Origin of the sequence: Sphaerisporangium sp. NBC_01403 (assembly GCF_045040145.1) — a bacterium.
Lineage (GTDB): Bacteria > Actinomycetota > Actinomycetes > Streptosporangiales > Streptosporangiaceae > Sphaerisporangium > Sphaerisporangium viridialbum.
In genome coordinates this window covers 6,093,059-6,114,236 of record NZ_CP109534.1, presented here as the reverse complement: position 1 = coordinate 6,114,236, position 21,178 = coordinate 6,093,059, and the positions used below count along the sequence as shown (strand labels likewise).

The following is a 21,178-nucleotide window of genomic DNA, read 5'->3' as shown; positions in this document are numbered from 1 at the left end:
CGGCCGCGAGGCGCTCAGTCGCGGTAGGCGGCCGTCGCGATCTGGACGAACGACCGGATCAGCGGGTTCACGTCGCCCTCGTTCCACGCCGCCACCACGCGGCTCGGCGCCATGTCGATCAGCGGTACCACGGCCAGCTCCTCGGGTGGGTCGTGCCCGAGCGGGGTCATCCCGACCGTGCCGTTCCAGAGCACGGCCTGCAGGCACTCCTGGACGGCGCGCACCACCGGACCCTCGCGAGCCTCGCCGCCGTTCCAGTACGACCGCCAGATCGGGTCGGTGCCGTCCGGGAACTGGAACCAGCGCCGGTCGGCCAGGTCGGCCAGTTTCAAGCGGTCGCGGCGGGCCAGCGGATCGTCGGCGCGCAGCACCGCGCCCACCGGGTCGGCGCGCAGCTCGTGCACCGTCAGGCCGGTCTCGTCGAACGGCCCGCGGGTCAGGGCGACGTCGACCAGTCCGGTGCGCAGCCCGCAGGTCGGATCGGTCAGGTCGGTATCGCGGATGCGGACCTCGACGCCCGGGTGCCGCCGGCGGTACGCGGCGGCCAGCCGCGTACCGCCCCGGTCGGTGCTGTCGCCCAGGATGCCGACGGTGATGGTCGCGGCGCCGGCCGCCGCGGCCACGCGCACGCGTACCCGGTCGGCCTGGTCGAGCAGGGTACGCGCCTCGTCCAGCAGCGCCGCCCCAGCCGGGGTGAGCGTGACGCCTGCGGCGGAGCGGTGCAACAGAACGGCACCGACGTCGGTCTCCAGGTGCTTGATCGCCCGGCTCAGCGGCGGCTGGCTCATGTGCAGCCGGGCGGCGGCCCGGCCGAAGTGGAGTTCCTCGGCGACGGCCACGAAATAGCGCAGCGTGCGTAGCTCCATGACCGGCGACGATACCCGTACGGTATCGGCACCACCTAATAGGTCTTGGACGGCCGCGACGCCCGGGCGGTGGAATCGGAGCATGACCAACGAACCGATGACCGACCCCGCCGTGCGGGTCGCCGGCGCCCGGGAGATCGCCCCCGACCTGCTTGTGATCCCGAACCACCGGGTCGCGCTGGTACCCAACATCGGCATCATCGGCGGTTCGCAGGCCGTACTGGTCGTCGAGACGGGCATCGGCACCGCCAACGCCGAGCAGGTCCTCGCCTTCGCGTCCGAGGTGGCGAAGGGCCGTCGGTTGTACCTGACCACGACGCACTTCCACCCCGAGCACGCTTTCGGCGCGCAGGTGTTCGCCGGCCAGGCCACGTACCTGGTCAACCGCGCCCAGGCGGACGACCTGAAGACGAAGGGGCCGGGCTACCTGGAGATGTTCCGGGGCTTCGGCGGGTCGATCGCCCGCCGCCTCGACGGTGTCCGGTTGCCCACCCCTGATGCGGTCTACGACGACGGGTACGACCTGGACCTCGGCGGCCGGACCGTACGGCTGCGGTCCACCGGCCGGGGCCACACGAAGGGTGACCAGGTGGTCGAGGTGCCGGACGCCGGCGTGCTGTTCACCGGGGATCTTGCCGAGACCGGGCAGTTCGCCATCTTCCCGTGGTTTCCGCCGTACGACACGGACGTCTCCGGCGTGCGCTGGCTGGCGGTGCTGGACCGGCTGGCCGCCACCGGACCCCGGGTGGTGGTTCCCGGTCACGGTGACCTCGGCGGCCCGCAGGTGCTCGCCGGCGTCCGCGACTACCTGCGCGAGCTGCGCGACGAGACCTGGCGGCGGCGTGACTCCGCGATGGGCGAGGCCGAGATCGTGGCCGAGGTCCGGGCGTTGCTGATCGAACGGCATCCCGAGTGGGTCGGCCAGGAGTGGATCGAGCGGGGCGTCGGGTGCCTGTGCACCGAGCACGCCGCATGACCCTCGTCCCGCCATGCCTGAATGCTGGTTGCCTCGAGCGGGCGACCGGCTATGAGGGCCAGTTCTTTCACAGCCTAGGGGCTATGCCGGGGACGCCGGCAGGAGCAGGTCGCACAGGGCCTCGGTGACGGGCATGCCGGTGATCTCCTCGATCAGCAGGAAGCCGCCTCCGGGGTTCACCTCCAGGAACACGTACCGGCCCTCGGGGGTCAGGGTCAGGTCGATAGTCCCGAAGGACAGGCCGAGGGCGTGCATGAGGTTCTGGCAGCGCAGCCGCACGTCGTCGGGCAGGACGTGCGGGCGCAGCCGCCGTACGCTCGTCGGCGAGTGGATCTCGGCGGCGAACACCTGGGAGCCGGTGACGACCACCCGCAAGGCGAGCCTGCGCAGCACCTGTGCCTGCGCGACCAGAGGGAACGGCCCGGTGCCCTTCGGGTCGGTCAGCGTCGGCACCTCCTCCTGCGGGTTCCGCTCGGTGATGGCCCACGGGCGGTTGAGCACCCGGGTGACGATCTGCCCCTGGTGGGCGAGGTAGAAGTCCAGCAGCTCGTCGTGGTCGGTGCTGATCAGCGTGGAGGGCAGCTCGAAGCCCAGCCGGCCCGCGGCGGAGAGCTGGTAGAGCTTCCGCTGGGCGCGCTGGATCACCGCACGCGACGCGGGCACGGCGAGGCAGTCGAGCGTGTCCCACACGTCGGAGGCGAGCCCGTTCTGCTGCACGGGGCCGTCGTCGGCCGGATCGCCCAGCGGCGGGCCCGGGCGCCGGAACCACACCGACGTGAGCCGGTCGAGGTCGACGCGCCGCTCGTCGGTGAGGAGCGTCCGCCGGGCCGACCCGGAGGGGTCCAGGGCGACGGAGATCCGGGCGACGCCGGGGAACCATCCGGGGTCGAGGACGAGCGTGTCGGCTCCTCGCCCCGCCAGAGCGCGGGCGACGTGCCGCGCCTGGGTGTCGCCATCCTCGGTGAGGATGAGCACCGTGCTGCTCATTGATGCTTTCTCCACTCGTGCGTGGGCACGGCCGGCCCCCCTCGCCCGCCGCCGCGGCGTCGCCGATCCCCTGGACGTTCCACGATGACGTGGATCACTTGATCGCAGCTTGTCGGCGGAACGGCTGACTTGTGGATGGCTTGGAAAGCCTATTTCAGAGTAAACAAGTAGGGATAGTTGTAAAACCCGTAGAGAGCGTTTACCGTAAGAGATGTGGACCGCTCAGCCTTTCTGACTTCCCGTCGGCACGTCGATCTGTGCAGGGTCACCGGGGCTCTCTGTCGCGCCGAGACGCTCGCCGGCCGATCGACCACGACAGGAGAAGACAGTGCAGGAGCTGTGGTACCACCGCCGCCCCGGGCCCACCGCCACCGGGATCGCCGCTGATCTCGGCTGGCTCGACGACGAGTTCACCCCCGAAGGCATCGCCGTACGCCACCTCGTGCCGGAGGGGCGCCGCCACGAGCGCACGCTCAGGACGCTGTTCCGCGACGACGGCAACGTACCGGCGCTGTGGGCGCGCTCGCGCGGTGCCGGCACCCGGCTCATCGGCCTGACCTGGGTCGAGGAGCGCCAGGCCATCCTCACGCGGCCCTACGTGACCATCCGCGACCCCGAGGACCTGCGGGGACGGCGTCTCGCCCTGCCCCTGCGCAGGGGCGTCCCCGTCGACGTCCGCCGGGCGACGGCCCTGCGGGGCTTCCAAGGCGCCCTCTGGGCGGGAGGGCTCACCCTCAACGACGCCCACCTGGTCGACATCCCGGTCACCTCCATCCCCGGCCGGCGGCTCTCCGGCCCCGGCGCCCGGCAGCGGGCTTCGGGCTCGCCCGGGCCTGGCATCCGGCCGGGGACTTCGGATTCCCCCGGGCCTGGAGCCCGGCCGGGGACTCCGGGCTCCCCTGGGCCTGGCACCCGGCAGCGGGCTTCCGGCCCCGCCGGGCTTCCCAGGCCCGACACCCGGCAGTGGGAGCCGGAGCTCGAAGCGCTCGCCAGGGGCGACGTCGACGCCGTGTACGTGAAGGGAGCCGCGGCAGTGGAGGCCGCCGGCCGGTACGGCCTGCACGTCGCGATCGACCTCGACGGCCACCCCGACCGGCGGGTCAGGATCAACGACGGCACGGTCAGGCCGCTCACCGTCGACCAGTTGCTGCTGGACGTCCGCCCGGACGTCGTCGCGCGGTTCCTGCGGGTGCTGCTGGACGCCGCCGAGTGGGCCACCGCCCATCCCGACCAGGCCCTGAGCCTGTCGGAGGACGCACTGCCGCCGGGCCCGCACCGCCTGCCCGACCTGACGATCGACCTGCCCGACCTGACGATCGACCTGTCCGCCGAGCGGCTCGGCCTTCTCGCCGAGCAGGAGCGCTTCCTGCGGGCCCACGGCTTCCTGGAGTCCGCCGTGGACGTGGCCTCTTGGGCCGACCACACCCCGCTCTTGAGCGCCCACGCCCACCGGCGAACGCCCCAGGAGCAGCCGGTATGAACGCACGGGCGAACGTACCGGGGGCAGCCGGCATGAACGCGGCGTCGGACGTACCGGGGGCAGAGAACTCTCAAGAGGTCACAAGCGGGATACGGCGAAGAGCGGGGCGCGCTCGCGAGGATGGCCGCCGTATCCGGAGGCACCGGAGGCGGAGGGCGTTAAGGGGTTGGCAGCCCTCCCCTCCGGTGTCCATCCTGATACGAGACTTGGGAGTTCACCGGTGACCATTCGAATAGGCGTGCACAACGGCAATCCGTCCCTGTTCTTCCTCTCGCGCCTCGACCACGTCCTGGACACCTTCGAAGAACCCCTGGAGCTGTACTTCTACGCCGACGGCACGCGGACCGGCGAGCTGCTGGCCGAGGGCGCGATCGACTTCGGCGGCACCGGATCGACCCCGCCCCTGACCGCCCAGGCCGCCGGGCTGCCCATCGTCTACGTGGCGGCATCCGCCCCTCGCCCCGGCCACGGAGCCCTCCTGGTCGCCACCCCCGACCCGGAAGAGACGGCACCTCGATCAAGTCCCGTCCGGTCGATAGCCGATCTCGCGGGCAGGCCGGTCGCCTTCGGTGTCGGCTCCTGGCAGACGCACTTCCTGGCCAAGCTGCTCGCCGGGGCCGGCCTCTCGTACCAGGACATCGAGCCCCGCGCGGTCGGGCGTGAGGCCGTCCGATGGCTCCGCACGGGCGAGATCGCCGCCTGGGTCGCCCAGGGAGCCGACCTGGTGAAGGCGGAGACGTCGGGGAAGACCGTGACCCTCGCAGGCACGGCAGGGGTGATCTCGAACCGGTCGGTCTTCTTCACCCGGCGCGACTTCGCCGAGACCCGCCCGGGCGCGGTCGCCGCCTTTGTCAGAGCGCTCCAGCAGGCCGACGACTGGGCGAGGGCCAATCCGAGGGAGGCGGCCCACCTCATGGTGGAGGCGGTCGGCGGCTCGGTGGACGCCTGGGAGATCGCCCTCGCCCGCCTGCCCTGGCGGCTGGAGCCCGCCGGCGCGGAGTTCCTCGCCGAGCAACAGGAGGCGGCCGACATCCTGTACGCGGCCGACTACCTCCGCCGCCCGGTAGACATCTCCAACGCGACCACCCCCGACCTGGAACCCGTGGTCTCCACCGCCCTGACAACGCCCGAGCCGCGCAAGCGGGAACCCACCAGGCCCGAGCCCCTCAGGATCGGAACCGCCAGGCCCCACCTCAGCAAGGCAGCGGTCTGACGACCCCATCCCGGCCCCCATACACAGGCCCTATCCCCGCACCCATGGGCCCATCCCCGGCGGCCATAGGAGGGGCCGGGGCAGGCGTGTCAGAGGCCGGGGAACATGTAGTCGGTCTTGATGCGGCCGTCCTCGTCGAGGACGAGGATCTCCAGGCCGCCGCCCGCCACCGCACCGCCGTCGGTGGGCACCATCTCCCAGTGGAACTTGACGATGTCGTGGAGGCGGACGGCGGCGTCCCCGGGCCGGAAGGTGAACTGCCCGGGGGCGACGAACTCCTCGTAGCTGCGGGTCACCCGCACCTCGAACGCGTCGTACCCGCGAGCTTCAAGGGTGGTCGAGTCGAAGCCCAGCGCTGCGGCGATGTCGCGCATCTCTCGCGGCGGCTGGAGGATGTGCGCACCGTCCTCCGCCCACAGCTCCTCGATGGCCTTGCGGCGCGACTCCGCGTCTGGCTCGTTCCAGAGCGCGACATACCGGCTCGCCAGGTCCCGGGCATGCATATCGGTCACTGCTTCTCCTCGGCTGATGCGTCCGTGTTCCCTCCCACCTTGCGAGAAGCCCCACAGACCGACAATTCCCCAAAGGGAATAGCCGAGGCATGGCGGTTATACGGCGCCCGTGTAGACCCAGTGGCCGTTGAGGCGGGTGAAGTGGCTGTTCTCTTCCATGTGGCCCGGGCGTCCGTGATCGACGTAGTGGGCGCGGAACCGGACAGTTCCTTCGGTATGGAAGGCGGTGCCCCCGGTGGAGTCCAGGATCTCCAAATGGGTCCAGCGCAGACCCTTGTCGAAGCCGATGTGGGGCGGCCGGTCGGCCGGATGCCAGGTGCGCAGCAGGTACGCCTTGTCGCCGACGCCGAACGCGCTGAACCGGGAGCGCATGAGCTGCTCCGCCGTGGACGCGGTACCTTCGCCGCGGTGGAGCCGCCCGCAGCAGTCCTGGTACGACGCGGGGAGGCCGCAGGGACAGGCGGCGGGTTCGCGACGAGGCATGTCCTCTATTGTGCCCCCGTACGGCCGGCTCGCCGTGCCGCCGTACGGCAGGCCTGCTGTGCCCCCAACGACAGGCCTGCTGCGCCTCAGCACGGCGGGGTCGCGCCCGCCTTCAGTCCTGGGCCGGCGGATGAGTGGGTCACGCGTAGAGGAACCAGAAGCCGTACGGCGGCGTGCTGGACCCGTTGCTGACGAAGGTGCAGGTGTACGAGGTCCATAGACCGTTCTGGACGCCGTAACTCCCGTATCGGTAGCAGTCGGATGAGTCGTAGTAGACGTTCCGGAGTGTGGCGGCCTGCGCAGGCATCGCCCCAAGGGAGACCGCCAGACCACTGGCAAGGGCGACCGTGAGGAGCAGATTTCGTACCTTGTGCATGAATCCTCCTGCGGAGTGACAGAAGCCGGAACCGCTTCGGACTGGGTAGCACAGGAAGCGTCGCATCACCGGCCCCTCGAAGACAGTCCGCGCCTACTGCCCGCCGGCTCCGGCGGATCTGACCTGGGCCGCTCCCGAAGACAGGCGCTATGAGCCTGAAACGTTCAGGGCCCTCTAGCGAGGAACGCGGAGCGTTCACGTCAGGGCTGAGAAGCTGACATAACGATCCGGTCGATCCCGCAGGATAGAAGCGGTTACAGGCACCTCTTCGTTCACGCACACAGCCCGGGAGCATGATCCCATGTGGAGTTGATCTTCGACTCTACGCGTGCTGTTGGCGACCTCGGCTTCTCGGGAGCATTCAGCCGGTACCCGACATCCAGTGGATCTTCACCCGCAGGGGAGAGGTCCTCGCTCTGCTCGCCGACCGGAGGACGGACGGATCGACATGCCGGGGCTTCCCAGTGCGTCCGACGCGTAGCGAACCTGAAGGCCATCCCGCTGGTCGACTCTGCGGGCATAGAGTCTTCTACTGTCGCGTTTAATCAGCAGAGTCTAGGTTCTCGATCAGGCGGTCGGCGGCCGGCCATACAAGTGCGGCGAATTTGGCAAGCAAACGCGCGCGGCTTTCTATCGTCGTTTCGTTCCAGATCTCGGTGATCGCGAAGCCGGCACTGATCTGCAGCTTGGCGTGAGTCGCCAATGCGTTCCTCTTGACGCCCCAGGCCAGATTTGAGACATCCTGATTGAAGTCGGAGGTCACCAGAGTGAGGTTGCCCATGCGGTGCACCCATTGCTCTCGTTGCTGAGCGTCCAATAGACGCAGCTCCTCGTTTGGTGAGTCAAGGGCCCAGTGATCTCGCCACGATTGAGGCATCACATGCTCGATTTGCAGACGGTCGTAGTCGAACTCTGCGGGCTCGGTCCTTGGGTTGTCGTGCTGCATCCGCTCATCGATGGCACCGAGTAGCATCCTGATCCGCTCCTGGGTGAGCACACCATAGAACGGCCTGTTGACGAAATTGTCCTCCAGTTCGCTGTCCTCCGGCCAACCAAGACCGGCGGGGGCGGCATGCAACGCGGTCACGATCGCATGGGCGATCGATTCCTCCGGGTTGGAGGCCGCTGACCTGACGGCCTTGAGTACCTCAAGGAACGCCTTCCCATATGTGCGGGTGTTCGCGCCAGTGATCACGCGTCTGACGGCCCACGATTCGAGAGCGAGTACGGCGAGCTCGTGATCCCTCTCGGAAAGGCGTTCGGGCGGCTGGGTGCGTAGCCAAATGAGCAATGGGGTGACCGTGACGAGTTCCAAGCGGTCGAAGCGTTGGTATGACTGTCGAAGTCGCATCGTGCCGCGGCCCGTCGCGCTGTAGACGTCTCGGTAGGCGGCGCCGTATTCCCGCAGCTCTGCCAGTACATCTGGAGTCTGGCGGTCAGCGGCGTCGAGATAGCGGCGTACTTCGCTGTACAGGTGGCCGATGTTCGCCTCGTCTGCGGACACGGCCGTGAGCCAGCTGGAGAGCAGGATGTCACGACGCCCACGCGCCGCATGACCACGTCCCTTGTTGATCTTCCACCAGTCGTCATCGAAGGGAGACCAGAAACGGTCGTACAAATCCTCGAGATGCTTCTCATCACGCAACTCTGCACGCAGAAACAGCAGGTTCTTCACAAGATCAGTAGCGGACAGCGGTGTCTGGCGGCCATTGAGTACTTCGAAGATGACCTGAGCGTCGTCGTTGTCCTCGAGGTCGATCACGACGAGCTTGAACAGATCAAGCAGTGCGTCAACTACCACGTCGGTGAGGTCTTGGCCGTTCAAACCGACCACTGCTGTGCGAGCGCGCTTAGCGAAGTAGGCCCTGGCTTGCAGATAGCCGTGGCCAACCGAGGTCGTAACCTCGTCGGACATCACGACCGGCCACATATCTCGATCCTTACGCCGTGGCCATAGCTTGTAGCGCTCGTGGTCTGCGGCGATGATGTCGGACGGGTTCTGGAGTAGACGCCTCACCTGTTGAGCACGCGAGGATTCCTTCTCGATCAGCACATCCAGGACGCCTCGCAGCAATAACTGAAGTGTGGTCAGGCGCTGCTGGCCGTCGATGATCGCACGGAGATCAAGACCGCCTGCGGGAGCTGACAATTGATCAAGCACGACCGCGCCAAGGAAATGGGGGGTCACCTGCCGATCAGCCTTGGATAGCGATTGCCCGGTGAGTTCCGCGTTCATACGTGCCTCGAACAAGCGGTCTGTCACTGCCTCGAGATCGTCGAACAGGAGCTCCCACTGCCCTTCGAGAGTCCATTCGTAGTCCCGCTGGAACGTCGGCACGACAAACCGCCGTTCCTGGGCGAGGATCTGCTTCAGCGAGTAGGTGTTGGCGTCCACAGCCCTCCATCTTTGTCTATTTCGCCTCTCCGCGCAGAGAAAACTGCGATGGACCTACCTGTCGAAGCGTTCGCGGACCAAAGACGGCAAGGCTGAAGCTTTGCAGGGTTGTCTGTCCCTTAGCAATGCTGACGAGCGGCTTCCAGATGTTCCGCTGGCAGTCGTCCGTGACCGACGTGCGCACGAGCGAGATCTACGCCATTTTGGAGCGGGACGGCCGGACGTAACCCACTCAGTGCCCGTCGGCGTCGACGCTCACCATGCGGGAGGCGCCGGTGGACGCGCCGGGCGTCGAGGGCGTCACCCTGCTGTTATCGCTGACCGCTCCGTCGACGATCCCCACACCCTGCTCCAGACCCGGCCTCGCCGCTGGATCGGGAACGAACGCAGGGGTGATCGGCCGTTCGTCGCTGGACTGCTGATCTGCGCATAGTGCGCACGTGGGCGCTGGGGGAGCGGTCAGCCGAGTACCAGGTCGCGGATGGAGCGGAGGGTGGGCTCGTCGCGGGGGCCCATGACGAGGAGGTTGGTGACCGGGCTGTCGCGCCAGAGTTCGAGGCGTTCGCGGATGCGGCCGGCCGGGCCGACCAGGGAGATGCCGTCCGCCAGTTCGTCCGGGATCGCCTCGAAGGCCTCGTCCCTGCGTCCGGCGAGGTAGAGCTCCTGGATCTTCTGGGCCGCGTCGGCGAAGCCCATGCGGCCGACGATGTCGGCGTGGAAGTTGCGGCTCTTGGCGCCCATGCCGCCGATGTACAGCGTGAGCATCATCTTCACGCCGTTCAGCGCGGCCTGGATGTCGTCGGTGATCACCACGAGCACCATCGCCGCGATGTCGAAGCCGGGCCTGGCGCCCGCCAGCGCCTCGCTGTACATGCTCTCGATCTTCTCGGGGAAGACGAACAGCGGCAGCCAGCCGTCGGTGATCTCGGTGGCCAGCGCGACGTTCTTGGGCCCCTCCGCGCCGAGGTAGATCGGGATCTCCGGCCGCAGGGGATGGGTGATCAGCTTGAGCGGCTTGCCGAGCTCGGCCCCGCCGGGGTACGGCAGCGGGTAGTGCGGGCCGTCGCTGGTAACCGGTTCTTCCCTGCGCCACACCTTGCGCATGATGTCGACGTACTCGCGGGTGCGGGCGAGCGGCCGGGGGAACGGCCGGCCGTACCAGCCCTCCACGACCTGCGGACCGGACGCGCCGATGCCCAGCAGCAGCCGGCCTCCGGTGAGGTGGTCGAGCGTCATCGCGGTCATCGCGGTGGTGACCGGCGCCCGCGCCGAGATCTGCGCGACGCTGGTGCCGAGCTTGATCCTGCTGGTCCGGGCGCCGTACCACGCCAGAGGGGTGAAGGCGTCTGACCCGTACGCCTCGGCCGTCCACACCGAGTCGTACCCGAGCCGCTCGGCCGTCTGGACCACCTCGGTGGCGTCGTCGGCGTTCCGCTGCCAGTAGCCGACGTTCAGCCCGAGCTTCAGGTCACCGCTCATGTCCAGACCTCCTGGGAGTACGGCCCATCGCCTCGCAATTAGAACACGTTCTAGCTCTACCGGTCGAGAGTCAGAAGAGCTCGGGGTAGGCGTGGGCGAGGTGCGCGGTCACGGCCTCGACGGCCGCCGTCGCGTCGCCCGAGGTGATCGCGGCGTGGATCCGCAGGTGGTCCTCCCGCAGCACGCCGGTGTCGCCGAGGCCCTCGACGGCCTCGATGGCGTACCGGCGCATCGCGTCGCGCAGGGCCCGCATCACGGCCGCGACCAGCCTGTTGCCGGAGGCCTCGGCGATGGCCACGTGGAACGCGATGTCGTGCTCGACGAACTCCTCGGCGGTCGCCGCCGCCTCCATGGCCCGTATGGCCGCCGCCATCGCGTCGGGAGCCTCGGGAGCGGGGGAGGGTGCGCGGGCCGCGTGCTCTGCGGACCAGCGTTCGATCATCAGCCGGGTGTCGATGACCTCGCGCAGTGACAGGCTGGACAGGCCGAGGCTGAGGCGGAGCAGGTCGGTGAGCGCGCTGTCGGGGCGCGAGGTGAGGACCGCTCCCGCGTCCGGTCCCCGGCCGGCCTGCGACGACACCACGCCCAGCGTTTCGAGCACGCGGAGCGCCTCGCGCACCGAGGCCCGGCTGACCTGGAGCTGCTCGGCGAGCTGCCGCTCGCCGGGGAGGCGGTCTCCCACCCTGAGCCCGTCGTCGGCGATGCGCCGCTCGACCTGGAGGAGCACCTCCTCGAACGCGCGTGTCCGCCGCGCCTTGCCCGCCACGTGACCCTCCTTCTGCCCTGGAGTATGGTCTGACCATACTCGGTTTCACCACTCCACTCCGGCCGGAGTGACGCAAGGAAGGGGTCCGATGCGGGTAGCCCTGTTCGTCACGTGTGTCAACGACACGCTCTTCCCGGGCACGGGGAAGGCGGTCGTGACACTGCTGCGCCGCCTCGGTTGCGAGGTGGAGTTCCCCACGGCCCAGACCTGCTGTGGTCAGATGCACGTCAACACCGGATACCGCGACGAGGGGGTACGGCTGGCGCGGCACTTCCTGGACGTCTTCCGCGGCTACGACGCCGTGGTCGCCCCGTCGGGTTCGTGCGCCGCGATGGTCCGCGAGCAGTACCCGAAGCTGGCGGCGGGCATGGGCGCGACACGGGCGGGGGCGTTCGCGGGCGCGCACGGCGGGCACTCCCCGTTCGCGGAGGAGGTGGCCGAGGTCGCCCCGAAGGTGTACGACCTGTCGGAGTTCCTGGTGGACGTGCTCGGCGTCACCGACGTAGGCGCATATTTCCCACACCGGGTGACATATCACCCGACCTGCCACTCGCTCCGCGGCCTCCGCGTAGGCGACAAGCCCACCCGGCTGCTCCAGAGCGTACGAGGGCTGGAGCTCACGCCCCTTCCCGGCGCGGAGGAGTGCTGCGGCTTCGGCGGCACCTTCGCGGTGAAGAACGCGGCGGTCTCGGCCGCCATGTGTGCCGACAAAGTCGGAAATATCGTCTCTACGGGCGCCGAAGTGCTCTGCGCCGCCGACAACTCCTGCCTGATGCACATCGGCGGCACGCTCAGCCGCATGCGCGCCGGCGTGCGGGTCATGCACCTGGCCGAGATCCTCGCCTCGACGGAGGCGGACCAGTGACCCGCGAAGGAGAGGCACGATGACCGGCCCCGGCACCTTCCTCGGCATGCCCGCCTTCCCGGAGAACGCCGAGGAGGCACTCCAGGACTCCCAGCTCAGGTACAACCTCCGCAAGGCGACGCACACGATCCGCGCCAAGCGGGCGTCCGTGGTCGAGGAGCTGCCCGACTGGGCCGAGCTGCGCGCGGCGGGCAAGGCGATCAAGGACGACGCGCTGCGCAACCTCGACCGCTACCTGCTCCAGGTCGAGGAGGCGGTCACCGGCGCGGGCGGCCACGTGCACTGGGCGTCGGACGCCGCCGAGGCCAACGAGATCGTGACCGGCCTGGTCAGAGCCACCGGCGAGACCGAGGTGGTCAAGGTCAAGTCGATGGCCACCCAGGAGATCGGCCTCAACGAGGCGCTGGCCGAGGCCGGGATCACCGCCTACGAGACCGACCTCGCCGAGCTGATCGTGCAGCTCGGCGACGACTGGCCGTCCCACATCCTGGTTCCGGCCATCCACCGCAACCGCTCGGAGATCCGGGAGATCTTCCGCGAGCACATGGCCGAATGGGGACGCCCCGCGCCCGAGAGCCTGAGCGACGACCCGAGGGCCCTGGCCGAGGCCGCGCGCCTGCACCTTCGCGAGCGGTTCCTCGCCACCAAGGTCGGCATCTCCGGGGCCAACTTCGTGGTCGCCGAGACCGGCACCCTGGTGGTGCTGGAGTCCGAGGGCAACGGCCGCATGTGCCTGACCGTGCCCGAGACGCTGATCAGCGTGGTCGGCATCGAGAAGGTCCTGCCCACCTGGCGCGACCTGGAGGTGTTCCTGCAGCTGCTGCCGAGGAGCTCGACCGGCGAGCGGATGAACCCCTACACCTCCATGTGGACGGGCGCCACCGAGGGCCAGGAGTTCCACCTCGTGCTCCTCGACAACGGCAGGACCAAGGTGCTGGCCGACGAGATCGGGCGCCAGGCGCTGCGCTGCATCCGCTGCTCCGCCTGCCTCAACGTCTGCCCGGTGTACGAGCGCGTCGGCGGCCACGCGTACGGCTCGGTCTATCCGGGGCCGATCGGGGCCATCCTCACCCCGCAGCTTCGCGGGATGGCCTCCGAGCTCGACGCCTCGCTGCCGTACGCCTCCAGCCTGTGCGGCGCGTGCTACGACGTGTGCCCGGTCGCGATCGACATCCCCGAGGTGCTCGTCCACCTGCGGTCCAGGGCGCCGCACGGCCCGGCCGAGCGGTTCGGGCTGAAGGCCGCGGGATGGGTGCTCGGCACGCCGGTACGGCTGGAGCGCGCACAGCGCCTGGCGAGCCGGTTCAGGAAGCTCGTGCCGAAGAGGCGCCTGCCGGGCCCCGGCGCGGCGTGGACGGACACCAGGGACGTCCCGCCGGTGCCGGAGGAGTCGTTCCGCGACTGGTGGGACCGCACCGAGGGAGGCCACCGATGAGCCGTCCGTCCGAGACGCGGAGCTCCCGCGACCAGATCCTCTCCCGGATCCGCGCGGCCGTCGCGGGAGCGCCCGAGGTGGAGATCCCCCGCCGCTACCGGACGAGTGGCCACGTGTCCGGCCCCCCAGAGCTGTTCGCCGAGCGGGTCCGCGACTACCGGGCGATCGTCCATGTCGTACCGGAGAACGAGGTCGCCGCCGCCGTCGCCGTGGCGCTGTCAGGCAGAGGCGTGCGGCGGGTGGTCGTGCCGGACGGGCTGCCGGAGGAGTGGCTGGCCGCCGCGCCCGGCCTGGAGCGGCTCGTGGACGATCCGCCGCTCGGCGCCGCCCGTCTCGAAACGGCGGACGGCGTGATCACCGGTTGCGCGGTCGGGATCGCCGAGACCGGCACGATCGTGCTCGACGCCGGTCCCGGCCAGGGACGCAGGGCTCTGACCCTCGTGCCGGACTACCACCTGTGCGTGGTGCGGGCCGGGCAGGTGGTGGGCGGTGTGCCGGAGGCGGTCGCCCGCCTCGACCCGGTACGGCCCCTGACGTGGATCAGCGGGCCCTCGGCGACCAGCGACATCGAGCTGAATCGCGTCGAGGGCGTGCACGGCCCCCGCACGCTGGAAGTGATCATCGCGGAGACCCTCCCGTAGCCCGGCGAGGCGACACCCCGGCATGGCTCGTACGGCCGTGCCGGGGTTCGTCATTTCTGGAACCAGAAGACACCACTTGAATGGGAGTTGAGTACTTGCTACTGTTTTGAACGCATGAAGGAGGGAGAAGCCCATGGACACCAGCGACGATCTGGGCGCGGACGCCGCGCTCAAGGAGATCGGCCGCATGCGGCAGCAGATCGGGCGGTCCGCGAAATGGGCCGGGCGCATGTATCTCGTCTGGGGTGTCGCGACCGTCTTCTACTGGTCGGCGATGTTCTTCGGCCCGCTGACCCTCCGCATCGTCGCCATGATCGCCTGGGTGGCCATGACGGCACTGTCGCTGGTCTACGTCTACATGCAGCGGGTGCACGGCCGGGGCATCTCCCGCTTCCAGTTCCTGGTGGCGCTTCCGTGGGGGGCCGTGATGGTCGGCGCGGCGTTCTTCGCCTCCCTCGTCCCCAAGAGCCCCTCCGGCTGGTGGTTGCCGGCGGGTATCGCCGTCGCGGTCGTCGCGGCGACGCCCGTGCTGTACGCGGGCTGGCGCCTGCACACATGGGAACGCGACAGGTGACCGGTAACGGAGCCCACCCCCGGCACCACCTCGACCCGCTCATCCACACGCCCGTGCGGCTGTCGATCATGGCGGCGCTGGCCGCCGCCGAGAACGTCGAGTTCCGGTTCCTGCGCGACACGATCGAGGTCAGCGACTCCCTGCTGTCCAAGCACATGCTGACCCTCGAAGAGGCCGGTTACGTCAAGGTCAAGAAGGCCTTCGTCAGCAAGAAGCCCGGCACGTGGTTCTCGCTCACCCCCAAGGGACGCGAGGCCTTCCAGGAGTACGTCTCCGTACTCGAAAAGATCATGAAGGGATCCCCCCATGCTTGAGGTGGACGGGCTCAGGAAACGGTATGGCGACACGGTGGCCCTCGACGGTGTGAGCCTCACCGTGGGCCCCGGCGAGATGTTCGGCTTCGTCGGCGCCAACGGCGCGGGCAAGACGACGACGATGCGCATCGTGATGGGCGTGCTCGCCGCCGACGGCGGCGAGGTCCGGTGGAAGGGCAGGCGGGCGGGCTTCGAGACCCGCCGCAGGTTCGGCTACATGCCGGAGGAGCGCGGGCTGTACGCCAAGATGCGCGTCGCCGAGCAGATCGAGTACTTCGGCATGCTCGGCGGCATGGGCGCGGAGGCCGCGCGGCGGTCGTCGGAGGCTCTGATCGAGCGGCTCGGGCTCACCGAGCGGCGCGGCGACGACGTGGACAGCCTGTCGCTGGGCAACCAGCAGCGCGTGCAGCTCGCGGTGGCGCTCATCCACGAGCCCGAGGTGCTGGTGCTCGACGAGCCGTTCTCCGGCCTCGACCCCATCGCGGTCGACGCCCTGGCCGGAGTGCTCGCCGAGCGTACGGCCGCGGGGGTGCCGGTCGTGTTCTCCAGCCACCAGCTCGACCTGGTGGAACGGTTGTGCGACTCGGTCGGCATCATCAAGGCCGGCCGCATGATCGCCGGAGGCACCGTGGCGGAGCTGCGCGCACGGGAGTCGCGCAAGCGCCTGCGCATCATCGTGACCGGCGCCGAGGCCGGGTGGACCGACCGGCTGCCCGGAGAGATCATCGCCAAGACCGACCGGCCGCCCCACGGCGATCCCGCCCAGGCGGGCATGGCCGAGGAGCGCTACGACGAGGTGATCCTCACGCCGGTCGACGACCAGGAGGCGCTGCGCGCCGCCTCGGCCGCGGGCCGCGTCCAGCACTTCGGATGGCAGGAGCCATCGCTCGCCGAGATCTTCCGTGAGGTGGTCGCGTGAACGCCATTGCCCTGGTCGCCCGGCGCGAGATCAGCGTGAGGGGCCGCACGAAGGGATACCGCTACGGCCTGATCGTCACGGCGGTGCTGGTCGCCGTGCTCGCCGCCCTTCCGAAGCTGTTCGGCGGCGGTTCCGACTACACCGTGGGCCTGGTGGGCGCGCAGGCCGACCGGCTCCAGGCGGCGCTCACCGCGCAGGTCACGCCCGGGGACGACCTCACCGTCAAGATCACCCGCTACGCGGACGAGGCGGCGGCGCGCAAGGCCGTCGCGGACGGCGACGTCGAGGCGGCGGTCGTGGGGAACGCGACGGTGATCTCCAAGACCGTGGTCGACCGGGGTCTGTCGGTGATCCTCGACACCGCCCACCGCACGGTGGCCACCGAGGAGAACCTCACCGCCGCCGGCCTCGATCCCGCCAAGGTCGGGCAGGCTCTGCGGGTGCCGCCCATGAAGGAGGTGACCCTCAAAGGCAGCGGTGAGGACGCGACGGTCCGCAGCGTGATCGCGATGGTCATCGTCGTCATCCTGTTCATGCTGCTCATCCAGATCTGCACCTGGGTGGCCATGGGCGTGGTGGAGGAGAAGGGCAGCAGGATTGTGGAGATCCTCCTCACCGCCGTGCGCCCGTGGCAGCTCCTGGGCGGCAAGGTCATCGGCCTCGGCGTGCTGGGTCTGTCGCAGATCGTGGTGATCGCCGGTGTGGGTCTCGCCGCCGCCCAGGTCACCGGCGCGGTGCCGAACCTGCCCGACGGCACGTACGGCGTGGTGGCGAGCGCGATCGTGTGGTTCCTGCTCGGCTACGCCTTCTACGCGGCGATGTTCGCGGCGATCGCCTCGCTGGTGTCGCGTCAGGAGGAGCTCAGCGGCGTGCTCACCCCCGCGACGATGCTGCTCATGGCGAGCTACCTGATCGGGTTCGTCGCGGTCCAGTCGCCGGACGGGACGCTGACGCACGTGCTGTCGCTCGTCCCGCCGTTCTCCGCCATGGTCATGCCGGTGAGGTCCGCGGTCATCGAGGTGCCGCTCTGGGAGACGGGCCTGGCGATGGGCCTGATGGTCCTCGCGGCTGCGGCCGTGCTGTACGCCGGCGGCCGCATCTATCAGCGCGCGGTGCTGCGTACGGGCGCGCGGGTGCGGTGGCGGGAGGCGCTGAGGACCGCCTCCTAGTGCCTTCGACGTGCCTTCGACGGATGTGCCGCCCGGGTGGTGAGTCGTCTGCCGGGACGGCTGTGACGTGAGAAAATCGGGTCCTTGGGGGTCGGCCGACCTTGTCCCTCCACCAAGGGCCCGTCAAGTTGCGGACAACCCCCGATGTGCGGTGAGCTGATATGTCCGTACAAGGGGGATTGAATTGACCGGTTTCGATCAGCACTTGACGATCACCACGAGGCGGCTGGTCATACGGCCCTTCGGTCCCCGCGACGCCGACCGGGTTCGTGCGATCATCGAGTCCGAGGCGCGGTTCCTCCCGCCCGGCGTGCCCGGCCACGTGTCCGGCGTGGCCCAGTGGCTGTCGTACGGAGTCCACGAGCTGTGGCGGTCCGGGCAGGGCATCCACCTGGCGATGGTCGCCGAGGGCACGATCGTCGGGGCCGTCAGCCTGTTCAAGACCGTCTGGGGCGCCGCCACCGCCGAGATCGGCTACGGCGTGCACCCCGCGCACCGCGGCCGTGGCTACGCCCCCGAGGCCGTCAGCGGGCTGACCGAGTGGATGCTCACCAAGGGCGGCCTGCGCCGGGTGGAGCTCCGCGCCAACCTCGACAACACCGCCTCGCTCCGGGTCGCCGAGAAGTCCGGCTTCACCCGTGAAGGCGTGCTGCGCGGCGCGGGCTTCGAGGACGACGGCCCGCACGACCTGGTGGTCTTCGGGCTGCTCTCCCGCGACATCATCATGGGGCCACCCACGATGAACGGCCGGGGCTTCGGCACCGGGGTCCGGCTCGAGAGCGAGCGCCTCATCCTGCGCCCCTTCACCGGCACCGACGCCAGGGACGTCTTCGCCGCCGTCGACGGCGACCCCGAGATCCACCGCTGGATGCCGTGGGCCGAGGGGTACGACCTCCAGCGCGCGTACGACTGGTGCACCAGGTTCGCCCACGCCGACTCCGTGAACGGCGTGCAGTTCGCCATCGAGCCCAAGGCCGGAGGCCGCCTCGCCGGGTCCGCCGGCGTGCAGCGGGCCGACTGGGAGCGGGGGGACGTCGAGGTCGGCTACTGGATCTCGCCGTGGGCCCGGCGCCAGGGCTTCGCCCGGGAGGCGACGCGCGCGGTCACCACCTTCCTCATGATGCGCGGCTTCCACCGCGTCACGCTGCTCGCCGCCGTCGGAAACGTCGCCAGCCAGGGCGTCGCGCGCAAGGCCGGGTTCGTCGAGGAGGGAGTGCTCCGGCGGGCCCTGCCCGTGTCAGGGGGCATCTCCGACGCCGTGCTGTTCAGCTTGCTCAAGGGCGACACAGCCTGAGGTAAGACCGGCGGCCACGCGCTCCCGCCGACCCAGATCACGATGAACGGTCGGTCTTGTCTTGACCAAATGCTCCGCAAAGCGATGTCCATGGATTGACAGATTCGGATATCCTCTCGGCCCGACCAACATATCCGCAGGTCAAAGTATCGGAGATCCACATGAAGCCGCCGCTCCTTCTCATAGGGCACGGCGCCCACGACGACACCGGTGCAGCAGAGTTCGGCCGTTTCGTCCACCGGCTGCGGTGCCGGCTCGACCAGTTAGTGGCGGATGTGTCAGGTGGGTTCGTCGCCAAGGGACGCCCGTCGCTGAGTGACTCCGTCGCCTCGCTGGTCGCCCGGGGTCACCACCGCCTGGTGGCGGTTCCCCTGGCGCTCGGCGACAGCGAGGACGTCCCCGCCGCGATCGCGCGGGCGCGCGTGGTCCATCCGACCCTCGCCTGCGACCAGGGCAGGGCTCTCGGCGCCTCGCCCCAGGTGCTCGCGCTGATGGCCGAGCGCCTCGCCGACGCGCTGGCCGAGATGCCCCGCCTCGCGTCGGTCTCCATGACCGACGAGCACGGCGACGTGCCGTGGGAGCCGGTGTCGCCCGCCGAGACCGCCGTCGTGCTGGTCGGCCACGGGTCCGCCGACACCGGGGCGAACGCCGAGGTGCACCGCGTCTCGCGGCTGTTCTGGGAGACGCACGCGCCCGAGCTGCTGACCGTCGAGACGGCCTACGTCGCGGACGCCCCGCCGAGTGTCGCCCAGGGCATCGAGCGCTGCCGCCGCCTGGGCGCCAAGCGGGTCGTCGTGCTCCCCTACCTGCTGTTCGCCGGGGGAGTGCTCGAACGCATCTGGGCCGAGGCCCTGGCCTACGCCGCCGGGCACATCGACCTCGATGTGCGCTGCGCCGAGGTGATCGGAGACTGCGAGGGTCTCGCCGACCTGATCATCGAGCGGTACGAGGAGGTGCTGGAGGCGACCGACCCCTCCGGGCGCCCGCCCGGCCACGACTGCGCCGAGCCCGTGGTCGACTCCGAGGACGAGCCCATGGGCGCCGCCGACCTGTGGCCGCTGGAGGACGCCGAGGAACGCGTTCTGGGCATTGCGGAGCCGCTCGTTTCAGGCGAGGCTGGGGACGAGCTTCTGGAGAAGGTGGGCGTGCAGTTGTCCCTTGACGGTGTCGAGGCCCTGGACGAGGGCGGTCAGGACGTCATCCGCGTGGGCCGGCCCAGGGTGCGGATGCTTCCCCGTGACGAGGCCGCGATGGTCGACGGGCTGGTCTGACCGATGAGCATGGAGATCCTCCGGCAGACCCTGGCGGCGATCAGGCCGGCCGACCGGCAGGCCATGGCCGACGCGCGGGCACACCAAGACCGCCTGACCAAGCCGCGTGGCGCGCTGGGCGTGCTGGAGGAGGTCGCGGTGCGGCTCGCGGGCGTCGCGGGCGTCTGCCCGCCGCCGCTTCCCACGCCCGCCGCCCTGGCCATCTTCGCGGCCGACCACGGCGTGCACGCCCAGGGGGTCAGTCCCTGGCCGCAGGAGGTCACCACCCAGATGGTGACGAACTTCCTCGCGGGCGGCGCCGTGGCCAACGCCTTCGCCGCCCAGGTCGGCACGTCGGTGACCGTGGTGGACGTCGGCGTCGCCTCCGACCTGCCCGAGGCGCCCGGCCTGGTCTCCCGCAAGGTCGCGTACGGCACGGCCGACCTGTCACGCGGCCCGGCCATGACCGCGGCCCAGGCCGTGGCGGCGATCGAAGCCGGCATCTCCGTGGCCCGCGACCTCATCGGGGCCGGCGCGGTCTGTCTGATCACCGGTGACATGGGCATCGCGAACACCACCGCGTCCGCCGCCCTCATCTGCGCCTTCACGGGCGCCGACGCGGCGGAGACCACCGGCAGGGGCACCGGCGCCGACGCCGCGACCCTCACCCGCAAGATCGAGATCGTCCGCCAGGGCCTCCAGGTCAACGGCATCTCCGAGGGCATGGCACCGGTCGAGCACGGTTCTCCGTCCGGGGCGGTGGAGGACGCGCTGCGCAGGCTGGCGGCGGTGGGCGGGCTTGAGCACGCCGCGATCGCCGGGTTCGTCCTCGGTGCCGCCGCCGCACGGGTGCCGGTCATCCTCGACGGGGTGATCGCCGGATCCGCCGCGCTGGCCGCCGCCGCGCTGGCACCCGGCGCCGTCGGCTACTGCGTGGCGGGGCACCGCTCGGCCGAGCCCGGGCACGCCATCGCGCTCGACCATCTCGGCCTCCGCCCCCTGGTCGACCTGGAGCTCCGGCTCGGCGAGGGCACGGGTGCCCTGCTGGCGTACCCGCTGGTGAGCGCGGCCGTCCGGGTCATGCACGACGTGGCCACCTTCGACTCCGCGGGCGTAACCGACAAGGACGCCCAGGCCGCCCTCGACGAGATCTAGTCCCTGCCCCTCAGGCCGGGCGGCGGACC

22 protein-coding genes are annotated in these 21,178 nt (G+C 69.9%); 14 read left to right on the top strand and 8 right to left on the bottom strand.

Annotated features, from left to right (window positions below):
* Positions 1-14: 14 nt before the first annotated feature.
* On the bottom strand, positions 15-866 hold the full coding sequence (locus OG589_RS27195) for a LysR family transcriptional regulator (RefSeq protein ID WP_405140614.1): 852 nt from the start codon (positions 864-866) through the stop codon (positions 15-17).
* A gap of 82 nt (positions 867-948) precedes the next feature.
* Between OG589_RS27195 and OG589_RS27190 the strand changes: the two genes are divergently transcribed.
* Positions 949-1,842 (top strand): MBL fold metallo-hydrolase, encoded by an 894-nt coding sequence (locus OG589_RS27190; protein WP_405140613.1) that lies wholly within the window; start codon positions 949-951, stop codon positions 1,840-1,842.
* An 81-nt stretch (positions 1,843-1,923) separates the two neighbouring features.
* Here the strand turns inward: OG589_RS27190 and OG589_RS27185 are convergent, their stop codons facing one another.
* Positions 1,924-2,829 carry an MvdC/MvdD family ATP grasp protein gene (locus tag OG589_RS27185; protein ID WP_405140612.1) on the bottom strand — a complete coding sequence of 302 codons (906 nt, stop codon included), beginning with the start codon at positions 2,827-2,829 and terminating at the stop codon, positions 1,924-1,926.
* 213 nt (positions 2,830-3,042) lie between these two features.
* On the opposite strand from OG589_RS27185, the gene OG589_RS27180 reads away from it, so the two are divergent.
* From OG589_RS27180 to OG589_RS27170, 3 genes are all read left to right on the top strand, one after another.
* On the top strand, positions 3,043-3,216 hold the full coding sequence (locus OG589_RS27180; RefSeq protein ID WP_405140611.1) for a putative leader peptide: 174 nt from the start codon (positions 3,043-3,045) through the stop codon (positions 3,214-3,216).
* A complete protein-coding gene (locus OG589_RS27175; protein WP_405140610.1) occupies positions 3,158-4,309 on the top strand; it encodes an ABC transporter substrate-binding protein in 1,152 nt (383 codons plus the stop codon). Before OG589_RS27180 ends, OG589_RS27175 begins: the two co-directional genes overlap by 59 nt.
* A gap of 220 nt (positions 4,310-4,529) precedes the next feature.
* Complete coding sequence (locus OG589_RS27170) at positions 4,530-5,522, top strand: ABC transporter substrate-binding protein (RefSeq protein ID WP_405140609.1); 993 nt, start codon at positions 4,530-4,532, stop codon at positions 5,520-5,522.
* Between the two features lie 89 nt (positions 5,523-5,611).
* Here the strand turns inward: OG589_RS27170 and OG589_RS27165 are convergent, their stop codons facing one another.
* The 6 genes from OG589_RS27165 to OG589_RS27140 form a co-directional block, all read right to left on the bottom strand.
* The gene (locus tag OG589_RS27165; RefSeq protein ID WP_405152137.1) at positions 5,612-6,025 is read right to left on the bottom strand and encodes a hypothetical protein; all 414 of its coding nucleotides are present in this window, start codon (positions 6,023-6,025) and stop codon (positions 5,612-5,614) included.
* A 105-nt stretch (positions 6,026-6,130) separates the two neighbouring features.
* Positions 6,131-6,517 (bottom strand): YchJ family protein, encoded by a 387-nt coding sequence (locus tag OG589_RS27160; RefSeq protein ID WP_405140608.1) that lies wholly within the window; start codon positions 6,515-6,517, stop codon positions 6,131-6,133.
* Positions 6,518-6,656: 139 nt separating this feature from the next.
* A complete protein-coding gene (locus OG589_RS27155) occupies positions 6,657-6,893 on the bottom strand; it encodes a hypothetical protein (protein WP_405140607.1) in 237 nt (78 codons plus the stop codon).
* Between the two features lie 541 nt (positions 6,894-7,434).
* Entirely contained in the window at positions 7,435-9,288 is a 1,854-nt protein-coding gene (locus OG589_RS27150) for a DUF262 domain-containing protein (protein WP_405140606.1), read from the bottom strand.
* 459 nt (positions 9,289-9,747) lie between these two features.
* A complete protein-coding gene (locus OG589_RS27145; RefSeq protein ID WP_405140605.1) occupies positions 9,748-10,767 on the bottom strand; it encodes an LLM class F420-dependent oxidoreductase in 1,020 nt (339 codons plus the stop codon).
* 70 nt (positions 10,768-10,837) lie between these two features.
* Positions 10,838-11,533, bottom strand: a complete 696-nt coding sequence (locus OG589_RS27140; RefSeq protein WP_405140604.1) for a FadR/GntR family transcriptional regulator — start codon at positions 11,531-11,533, stop codon at positions 10,838-10,840.
* A gap of 88 nt (positions 11,534-11,621) precedes the next feature.
* Between OG589_RS27140 and OG589_RS27135 the strand changes: the two genes are divergently transcribed.
* From OG589_RS27135 to cobT, 10 genes are all read left to right on the top strand, one after another.
* Positions 11,622-12,398, top strand: coding sequence for a (Fe-S)-binding protein (locus tag OG589_RS27135; RefSeq protein WP_405140603.1), 777 nt, complete (start codon positions 11,622-11,624; stop codon positions 12,396-12,398).
* A 19-nt stretch (positions 12,399-12,417) separates the two neighbouring features.
* Positions 12,418-13,833, top strand: a complete 1,416-nt coding sequence (locus OG589_RS27130; RefSeq protein ID WP_405140602.1) for a lactate utilization protein B — start codon at positions 12,418-12,420, stop codon at positions 13,831-13,833.
* Entirely contained in the window at positions 13,830-14,474 is a 645-nt protein-coding gene (locus tag OG589_RS27125) for a lactate utilization protein C (protein ID WP_405140601.1), read from the top strand. Before OG589_RS27130 ends, OG589_RS27125 begins: the two co-directional genes overlap by 4 nt.
* Positions 14,475-14,607: 133 nt before the next feature.
* Positions 14,608-15,048, top strand: coding sequence for a hypothetical protein (locus OG589_RS27120; RefSeq protein ID WP_405140600.1), 441 nt, complete (start codon positions 14,608-14,610; stop codon positions 15,046-15,048).
* Complete coding sequence (locus OG589_RS27115) at positions 15,045-15,362, top strand: winged helix-turn-helix domain-containing protein (protein WP_405140599.1); 318 nt, start codon at positions 15,045-15,047, stop codon at positions 15,360-15,362. Before OG589_RS27120 ends, OG589_RS27115 begins: the two co-directional genes overlap by 4 nt.
* Positions 15,355-16,281 carry an ABC transporter ATP-binding protein gene (locus tag OG589_RS27110; protein WP_405140598.1) on the top strand — a complete coding sequence of 309 codons (927 nt, stop codon included), beginning with the start codon at positions 15,355-15,357 and terminating at the stop codon, positions 16,279-16,281. The genes OG589_RS27115 and OG589_RS27110 overlap by 8 nt, the downstream gene beginning before the upstream one ends.
* Positions 16,278-17,450 (top strand): ABC transporter permease, encoded by a 1,173-nt coding sequence (locus OG589_RS27105; RefSeq protein WP_405140597.1) that lies wholly within the window; start codon positions 16,278-16,280, stop codon positions 17,448-17,450. Before OG589_RS27110 ends, OG589_RS27105 begins: the two co-directional genes overlap by 4 nt.
* Positions 17,451-17,655: 205 nt before the next feature.
* On the top strand, positions 17,656-18,744 hold the full coding sequence (locus OG589_RS27100; protein WP_405140596.1) for a GNAT family N-acetyltransferase: 1,089 nt from the start codon (positions 17,656-17,658) through the stop codon (positions 18,742-18,744).
* Between the two features lie 161 nt (positions 18,745-18,905).
* Complete coding sequence (locus OG589_RS27095; protein WP_405140595.1) at positions 18,906-20,015, top strand: sirohydrochlorin chelatase; 1,110 nt, start codon at positions 18,906-18,908, stop codon at positions 20,013-20,015.
* Between the two features lie 9 nt (positions 20,016-20,024).
* On the top strand, positions 20,025-21,149 hold the full coding sequence (cobT, locus tag OG589_RS27090) for a nicotinate-nucleotide--dimethylbenzimidazole phosphoribosyltransferase (RefSeq protein WP_405152136.1): 1,125 nt from the start codon (positions 20,025-20,027) through the stop codon (positions 21,147-21,149).
* The last annotated feature ends 29 nt before the right edge of the window (positions 21,150-21,178 follow it).